Annotated in this window: 7 protein-coding genes and 1 pseudogene; 4 read left to right on the top strand and 4 right to left on the bottom strand. The window is 58.6% G+C overall.

What is annotated here, in order from left to right; translation table 11 throughout:
* Both WKI89_RS17125 and WKI89_RS17120 read left to right on the top strand, forming a co-directional pair.
* Positions 1–199, top strand: a pseudogene (locus WKI89_RS17125) (hypothetical protein); the annotation flags it as partial.
* 151 nt (positions 200–350) lie between these two features.
* On the top strand, positions 351–647 hold the full coding sequence (locus WKI89_RS17120) for a hypothetical protein (protein ID WP_337871591.1): 297 nt from the start codon (positions 351–353) through the stop codon (positions 645–647).
* A gap of 384 nt (positions 648–1,031) precedes the next feature.
* Here the strand turns inward: WKI89_RS17120 and WKI89_RS17115 are convergent, their stop codons facing one another.
* The 3 genes from WKI89_RS17115 to WKI89_RS17105 all read right to left on the bottom strand — a co-directional run bounded on the left by WKI89_RS17115 (position 1,032) and on the right by WKI89_RS17105 (position 4,755).
* Positions 1,032–2,708, bottom strand: coding sequence for a 30S ribosomal protein S1 (locus WKI89_RS17115; RefSeq protein WP_337871590.1), 1,677 nt, complete (start codon positions 2,706–2,708; stop codon positions 1,032–1,034).
* Positions 2,709–3,060: 352 nt separating this feature from the next.
* A complete protein-coding gene (locus tag WKI89_RS17110) occupies positions 3,061–3,765 on the bottom strand; it encodes a molybdenum cofactor biosynthesis protein MoaE (RefSeq protein WP_337871589.1) in 705 nt (234 codons plus the stop codon).
* 84 nt (positions 3,766–3,849) lie between these two features.
* Positions 3,850–4,755, bottom strand: a complete 906-nt coding sequence (locus tag WKI89_RS17105; protein WP_337871588.1) for a DeoR family transcriptional regulator — start codon at positions 4,753–4,755, stop codon at positions 3,850–3,852.
* Positions 4,756–4,998: 243 nt separating this feature from the next.
* Here WKI89_RS17105 and WKI89_RS17100 point away from each other — a divergent pair, with 243 nt between their 5' ends.
* The gene (locus WKI89_RS17100; RefSeq protein WP_337871587.1) at positions 4,999–6,360 is read left to right on the top strand and encodes an ammonium transporter; all 1,362 of its coding nucleotides are present in this window, start codon (positions 4,999–5,001) and stop codon (positions 6,358–6,360) included.
* 11 nt (positions 6,361–6,371) lie between these two features.
* On the top strand, positions 6,372–6,722 hold the full coding sequence (locus WKI89_RS17095; protein ID WP_337871586.1) for a P-II family nitrogen regulator: 351 nt from the start codon (positions 6,372–6,374) through the stop codon (positions 6,720–6,722).
* Positions 6,723–6,773: 51 nt separating this feature from the next.
* Here WKI89_RS17095 and WKI89_RS17090 read toward each other — a convergent pair.
* The coding region (locus WKI89_RS17090; RefSeq protein ID WP_337871585.1) for a hypothetical protein at positions 6,774–7,660 on the bottom strand (887 nt) is incomplete at its 5' end.

Here is a 7,660-nt window from a genome sequence, read left to right as displayed (position 1 = left end):
TCTGGGTAGCACGGCGGTTACGACCAGCGAGGCCAAGACCACCGAGGGTTGGTTGGTGCGGATGAGCGACCTGGGGGTGGACTGGCTGATTACGGGGGATGCCGGGGTGATGAACCAGACCCTGGCCCAGCAGGTGGTGGCGCAAAAGGGGGCTAACACTTCGCGGTCAAGAATAACCACAAAGACCTCCAGCATCTGATAGCGTGGGCCCTGGCCACGTACCCACCCAGCCCGGCCGAGCAGTACCAGCAACACCAGGTGCGAAGCGGTCAGTTGTGGGTCTGGACACTGCGCATCGCCTCCATGCCCCCAGCGTCTGTGGGTTTGCTGGTTCCACCTACGCTCTTCGAATGCACCGCCAGGTCAGCCAGGAGACCGACTATGCCATCACCTCGCTTGTCCGCACCCCTCAGGATTTCTATGCCCTTTGGCGCGGGCACTGGCAGGTGGAGAACTGTCTGCACCACCCCCGCGGTACCGTCTTTGGTGAAGACGCTTCCCGCAGCCGCAAGGGGGCCGCTGGGCTGATGTATTTCCGTGATGTGCTCCTCAACCTTTTACATCTCAACAACCTATCCCCACTGCACTCCATTCGCTACTTCTCTGCCAACCCCAACGAACTCTATCGGTTGTTGTGCCCTTCGTGATAAAAGCCTATGGTGACCTGGGATGAAGGAATCATACGCATTTCGGTAGTATCGTTCACTTCGGCAAGCCTAAACGATACTACCGAAATGCTTTTCTACTCCCTTCGGTCGGCTTGAATCCTTCACCTCTGACTGCGTCCAACGGTGAAGGATTCAAGCGGAAACGGTATCAGCGTGAAAGGGTATGAGAAATTTGAAGTTTATCTCTGTGCTGCCGGTAGCGATGATATAAGCAGAAACCACCCGCTTGCGGGTGGTTTTTGCTTTGAGCCTCGAGGCCTATCGGGGTTCCCTCTATTTTTGCCGCTTGGACTACTGGCAAAACTCGAGTTCGGCACAGTTTTTTGACTTTTGAGGATTGCGGGGTTCTTTCCGAGAACCGCTCTAAGCCTTTTCTTTGTCTTTATCTTCGTCTAGGGTAAGCTGGCTCAAAAGGTCGCCGAATACGTCACCCAGCTTGACGTTGGTGTTGGATGCAGCAGCCACGTTGGGGTCGTAGCTGGTGTAGGCGGCTGCGCCACTGGAACCCCCGTAGTCGAAATCACGCTCGCGACCACGCCCTTCGCGGGAACCCCCTTTACCCTTGGGGCGCTTAGGACGCTCGCCCCCCTTGCCCTCACGGCGGCCTTTACGCCCCTCGCCCTCTTCGTCGCTGGGGATGCTAATGGTTTGTGGGGGCGGGGTTAGGAGGCGCTTACGCGAGAGACTGATGCGCTGTTCCACGGGATCAATCTGGAGGATAGCTGCCTCAACTTCGTCCCCCTTCTTGAACATTTCCGAAGGCTTCTCGACGCGCTCGTAAGCCAGCTCGGAGACGTGAATCAGCCCTTCGATGCCCGGCTCAATCTCCACAAACACGCCGAAGTCGGTCAAGCCAGTGACCTTACCCTTGACCGGCGTACCTGGAGGGAAGCGGTCGGGGAGGCTCTTCCAGGGGTCGGGGGTGGTTTGCTTCAAACCCAGCGAGAGGCGGCGCTCGGCGGGGTCAATACGCAGAACCTGGGCTTCGACCTCCTGGCCTTCCTTCAAAATTTCGCTGGGGTGCTTGGGGCGCTTGGTCCAGGAGAGCTCGCTGATGTGAATCAGACCTTCCAGCCCTGGCTCCACTTCCACGAAGGCCCCGAACTGGGTCAGGCCCACCACCTTGCCGTTCAGCTTCGAGCCAATGGGGTGTTTTTCTGAAACGGTCAGCCAGGGGTCTTCGGTGAGGGCCTTCATCGAGAGGTTGACCCGCTCACGCTCGGTATCCACCGAGAGCACCTTGGCCTTCACGGTCTGGCCTTTCTGTACCACATCCTTGGGGTGGTTGAAACGGCCCCAGGTAATCTCGCTGCGGTGTACCAGGCCATCCACCCCGCCCAGGGCCACAAACACGCCAAACTCGGTAACTTCGACCACCTGACCCTCGACGATATCGCCTTCGTTGAGGGACGATAGAACGCTGGCACGGGCAGCCTTTTGCTCGGTTTCCAGCACGGTGCGGCGTGACAGAATGACGCGACCCTTTTTGCGATTAAGTTCGATGATTTTGACCAGGAAGCTCTGACCCACATACTCGTCGAGTTCCGGGGTACGCTTGAGATCTACTTGGCTGGCAGGCAAGAAGGCACGAATACCTTCAATGGTAGCGACCAGACCCCCCTTGACTTTTTCCTTGACCTGTACCATCACCGGCTCGCCCTGTTCAAACAGGGTTTGTACCTTCACCCAGCTCTGATCGGCTTCGGCCCGCTTCTTGGAGAGCACCACCTGACCGTTCTCGAGGTCGGCCCGCACCACATAGGCGCTCACCGCATCGCCGGGCTTGAGCAGGTTCTTCAACTCTTCTTCGGAGAGTGGCTCCTCGGTGAGCTGATTAAAGGGGATGATGGCTTCGGTGCGCGCGCCAATGTCCACCATCACGCCATCGTTGGTGATGAGCACCACGGTGCCGGTGACAATCTGACCGCGCTGCACGGTCTTCTCGAGCCGAGCCTCTGCGTCTTGCAGGGCCTGCTCCATGCTAAAAACTTGGGACTGGTTTCCAGTTTCCACTGGGGTCTGGGTAGCTTGATCTTCCATTCGCCTGATTCCTCTCTGCCTTTGCCTTTTGCCGCGCTAAAATCCCGACCCAGATTGCTCTGGGCTTGTTGTGGGATGGTCTGCACGACGGGTTGCCTCACCAGGATGCTAGACCCTAAGCTGAGACATACCTGTTAGTTATAGCATAGGTTTCTGGGTTTGTCCAACACAGTATAACCCAATTCAGCACCCATAGATACCCAGTCCAGAGCGTGTTTTCACATACTTGGTGGTAAGCGGTAAGCCAGGAGCGATAAGCTTCAAGGCAACAACTTCACTGCTCGTTGGAGCATAGTTGACGATGGACTATTTTGGGGTGTTCAGCCTTGTAGCTCGATTATCTACTTACTACCTAAAGCTTGTGTTCGTGGGGCGCGTGACCCTCTACCCAGTGCGAGCCATCGGGCAAAAATTCCTTCTTCCAAACCGGCAGAATCTGCTTTACCCGCTCTATGGCGTACCGGCAAGCCTCAAAAGCCTCGGGGCGATGGGGGGACGAGACCACAATCAGGATGGAGCCTTCGCCGGGGTTCACCCGCCCAAGACGGTGCCACAGCGCGACCCGGCCCAGCACCCAGCGCTCGCGCATCTCGGTGATGATCTGCTGGATGACCCGCTCGGCCATCGCGGGGTAGGCCTCGTACTCGAGGTGGGTCACCTGCATCCCCTTGTTGGGGCTGCGGGTGGTGCCCAAAAAACTGATAACCGCGCCGTAGGGGTCGTCGGAGGCCCAATCTACCCAGGGCTGCACCTGTAGAACCTCGTAGGTCAGTCCGAAGCGGTCGTTGCCCTCGGCCTCCCTGGTGGGGGAGAGTACGGAGGAACCGCCCGAAACCGGGGGCAGGAATGCCAGCTCATCGCCCTCTTTAAGAACATCGCTGGCCTGGGCCAGTTGCTCGTTGATGGCCGCCAACCCGCCCGAGAGTTGAAGGGGGTATTGTTGTTCCAGCAGGGCCTTGGCATCGGCTACAGTCGCACCCGCCGGAAGGTCTAGCTCGAGCCGGGCCTGCCCGGCCTGCTCGCGAAAAAGGGCAAACAGCAACACCTGAATACGCATGTAATAGATTGTCGGGGGTTCCGGGTCAGGTGTCTAGAGCCATCGTCCCGGTATGCACACAAAAGGCTTATTCCCGTGCTCGGATTACTTTCCCATGTATACCTGGCTCATGGCAAAGGCCACCGAAAGGGCCTTTTCGTAGCGCATCCGCACCGGCCCCAAGAGCGAGAGTTCGCCTACTTGATCGCTAACGCCGATTCCTGCTTGCACCAGGGAGAGCCCTTCATCCTCGCCCACCCGCACATTGATACCTCCTGGGGGGGTGAGGGTGGGGTCGCTGGGGGTCTCAAAAATTGCGATAGCCTGTCGCAAAAACAAGGGGTTCTGTGCTTCCGGCTCACTGAGCAACAGGCCCACCCCTTCACGGTATTCCTCTTCGATACCCTGGGCAAAGGCTCGTCCAATGGATTCATAAAGTTCCATCATGGCCGGCGTGCTGGCCCTAACCGGCCCGGTTGCCCTGAACAGGCGGTGTTCTGCCTCGGTTAGTTGGGCTTCACTGGGGGTAAAGGACAGATCAATACGAGCCTCGCGCACCCGGCCCCCCTCCAAGACCGCTACCGCCAGCACCTTGCCGGGTGTCAGGTTGGAAAGGTGCACTTGCAACAGTTTGGGTGCACGCTGGGGTTTGAGTCGCAGCATGGCTGGATAGCCCGAGAGCTTGGAGGCCACCTGTACCAACAACACCTCGCGCCGTGCACCAGCCCCTTCCAATATCTGTGCCAGCTTGTCGAGGGTGACTTGCGGTAGAGGGCTGGGAGGTAGTTTGGATAGGGCATAATGGCGAAACCCGGTGCGGGTGGGGATGCGTCCTGCCGAGGTATGGGGCTTGCCGATCAAACCTTGCTGCTCGAGCTCGATCAACTCATAGCGCACAGTTGCGGGTGACAACGACAACTGCTCTGCCAGTGCCCCCGAAGGCACCGGGGTCTGGGTCTGGATATAGCTATCCACCAGCAGATGCAAGATACGTCGCTGCCGCTCGGTCATAATCCAGTTCTAGTTTAGAACTAAACCACCGTTCTGCGGTATTGCGGGTTGCATTGTTTTGGTGGTAAGCGATCAACTAAGCCAGACATCAAAGTAATCACAAAATGCGTTTATACATTTCGAAACTCATCTCCAATTCAGTAATTATGGAAAAATGTCACTAAACTTATGTACATTTGTCGGATAAAAGATTGACAATATGCATAGTCTTCGGTAGTCTCTTGCCCAGGAGGTGAAGAGTTGATGAAAAATCTTCGAATACCGATATTCCTGGCGGCAATGCTGGCAGGTCTGGCTTTTGCCGAAGATCCCGAGTTCAGCGCCGCCGATACGGCCTGGATGCTGGTTGCCACAGGCCTGGTGCTCCTCATGACGCCGGCCCTGGCCTTTTTCTATGGGGGCCTGGTGCGTTCCAAAAACGCGCTCAACACCATGATGATGAGCTTCTCGGCGCTGGGTTTCGTGGCGGTGGCCTGGGCCTTGCTGGGTTACACCCTGGCCCTTTCCGGGGACGGCAACTTCATCGGCGATCTGCGCTACTTGTTCTTGAATAACGTGGGGATGGAAAACAAGGGAGCGATTGCTTCCATCACCATCCCCCATATGCTCTGGATGATCTTCCAGGGAACCTTCGCCATCATCACCGCGGCCTTGGTCTCGGGTGCGGTGGTTGAACGGATGCGCTTCCCTGCCTTCTTGCTGTTCATCACCCTCTGGAGCCTGTTGGTCTATGCGCCCATTGCCAAGTGGGTCTGGGGCGGTGGCTTCCTGGCCGACCTGGGGGCTTGGGACTTCGCCGGCGGGACGGTGGTACACATCAACTCCGGGATTGCCGCGGTGGTAGCGGCCCTGGTGTTGGGCGCACGCAAGGATTTTGGCCGACAGGCTATCCTGCCGCACAATGTACCCTTTGTACTGCTGGGAGCGGCTTTGTTGTGGTTTGGCTGGTTTGGCTTCAATGCGGGTAGTGCTTGGGCGGCCAGTGCAACCGCTGGGCTGGCCCTGACCAATACCATCCTGGCCCCTGCCGCTACCATCGTGGTGTGGTCGCTGATTGATTTGATGCGTACAGGCCGGGTCACTGCGGTGGGTCTGGCTACTGCGATTGTGGTGGGTCTGGTAGTGATTACCCCAGCTGCTGCTTTTGTATCGCCCCTCTTCGCTCTGGTGATGGGCGCGATTGGGGCCTTCCCCAGCTACTATGTGCTGTTGTGGCGGGCCAAGAGCGGGATGGATGACTCGCTGGATGTGTTTGCGGCTCACGGGATTGGTGGTATTACGGGCGCGATTCTGACCGGGGTCTTTGCCCAGAAGTCGGTGAACGGACTTTTCGACGGTCTAATTGCAGGCAACCCAGCCCAGGTACTGATCCAGGCTTTTGCGGTGCTGGTTGCGGTGGTCTATAGCGGGGCCATCACCTTTGTGCTGCTGAAGCTGGTGGGAGCCATCACCCCCCTAAAAGCCTCTACGAAGGAAGAGGGGGTGGGTATGGACATTACCCAGCACGGCGAGGAGGCCTATACCAGTGGTGAAGGTGCAATTCTGGTAAATACCGAAGCGGCCATGCCGGTGGCCAAGCCCAAGCCTGTAGGGGGCACCGACTAAGGAGGGCTGCGATGAAACTAATTGTTGCGATCGTTCGTAGCGAGAAGCTGAACGATGTATTGGAGGCTCTCTTCAAGGCTGAGGTGCGGGGTCTCTCCATCAGCCGGGTGCAAGGCCATGGCGGCGAGACCGAGCGGGTGGAAACCTACCGGGGTACCACCGTCAAGATGGAGCTTTCAGAAAAAGTGCGCCTAGAAATCGGCGTCTCCGACCACTTTGTCGAGCCTACCGTGCGGGCCATTCTGGCTGGTGCGCGTACGGGCGAGGTAGGCGATGGTAAAATTTTCGTGCTGCCCGTGGAGAAGGTCTACCGCATCCGTACCGGCGAAGAGGACACCGCTGCCGTTACCCCGGTCTCCTAAACAAACTCAGCCTGCTGTTCCGACCAAGTGGAGCCATCCACTTGGTTTTTTCTACATCTTCTGCACACTCAAGATGCCAATACCTGCACCCGTGCTGATGTCGGAGATGTAGATGATTCGGCCCATTTCCACCGTCCGACCTGGGGTGAGAGGGTCTTTGGCCCCAACAGAGAGGCTTAGGTGGCCCGGGATGTGCGTGACCTCGAGGCCACCCGACCCAGGGCGTACCCGCAAGCGCTCGAGGCCCGCATCCCCAATGACCTCTCCCAGGTCGCACTCGCTCATCAGAGCCGGGATGTATTTGCGGCGTTGCTCTGGGGCGGCGCCAAAAAAGTCCAGGCTGATCAGGCTTGGACGAGCGGGGGACAGCACCCTGACCTCCCCGCCCTCGGATGGCCCGTAGCTCATTCGGGGTCCCGTGCCCATCCGCCCGGTTCGTTGGGCTACCGGGGCCGTTCGGCGTAGCCGAGCCAGCGTCAGACTGAGGCCCAGCAGCAGGGCGGCCAAAGATCCAACCCAGGCCCATATCCACCCCGACCCGTTCCGCCGAACCACGAGGGGGGGCACCTTCAACTGCAAGACCAGAGGCAGCTCAACCAGAGCTCCTGGGGCGCTCACCACCTTGAAAGCCGTCTCGACAACGGCTTCCTGCGAACCCTGATTTGTAACCCGAAGCTCAAACTGTTGGCCCGGGCGCAAAGAAATGGCGGTGGGGTGGTCGTTGTAGCTGACTTGAAGGTTGGCCGGCACTTCCTTGAGGCTGAGCAGCAAGGGGAGGTGGGCTTCGGCGTTGCCCTCGAGGCGGTACACCACCACCACGGCTCCATCCACCAGACTGGGTGAGCCCACCGTTTCCAGCAGGTACTGGGCAGGTTGAGGCTCTGCAACAGGAGGAGGGGCAGGGGTTGGGCTTGGTTTTGCGGGCGGCGCTGCAGGGG

Source organism: Meiothermus sp. (assembly GCF_037443965.1).
GTDB lineage: Bacteria > Deinococcota > Deinococci > Deinococcales > Thermaceae > Meiothermus.
Note: the sequence above shows the minus strand (reverse complement) of the source record. Positions and strands in the feature narration are given on the sequence as shown.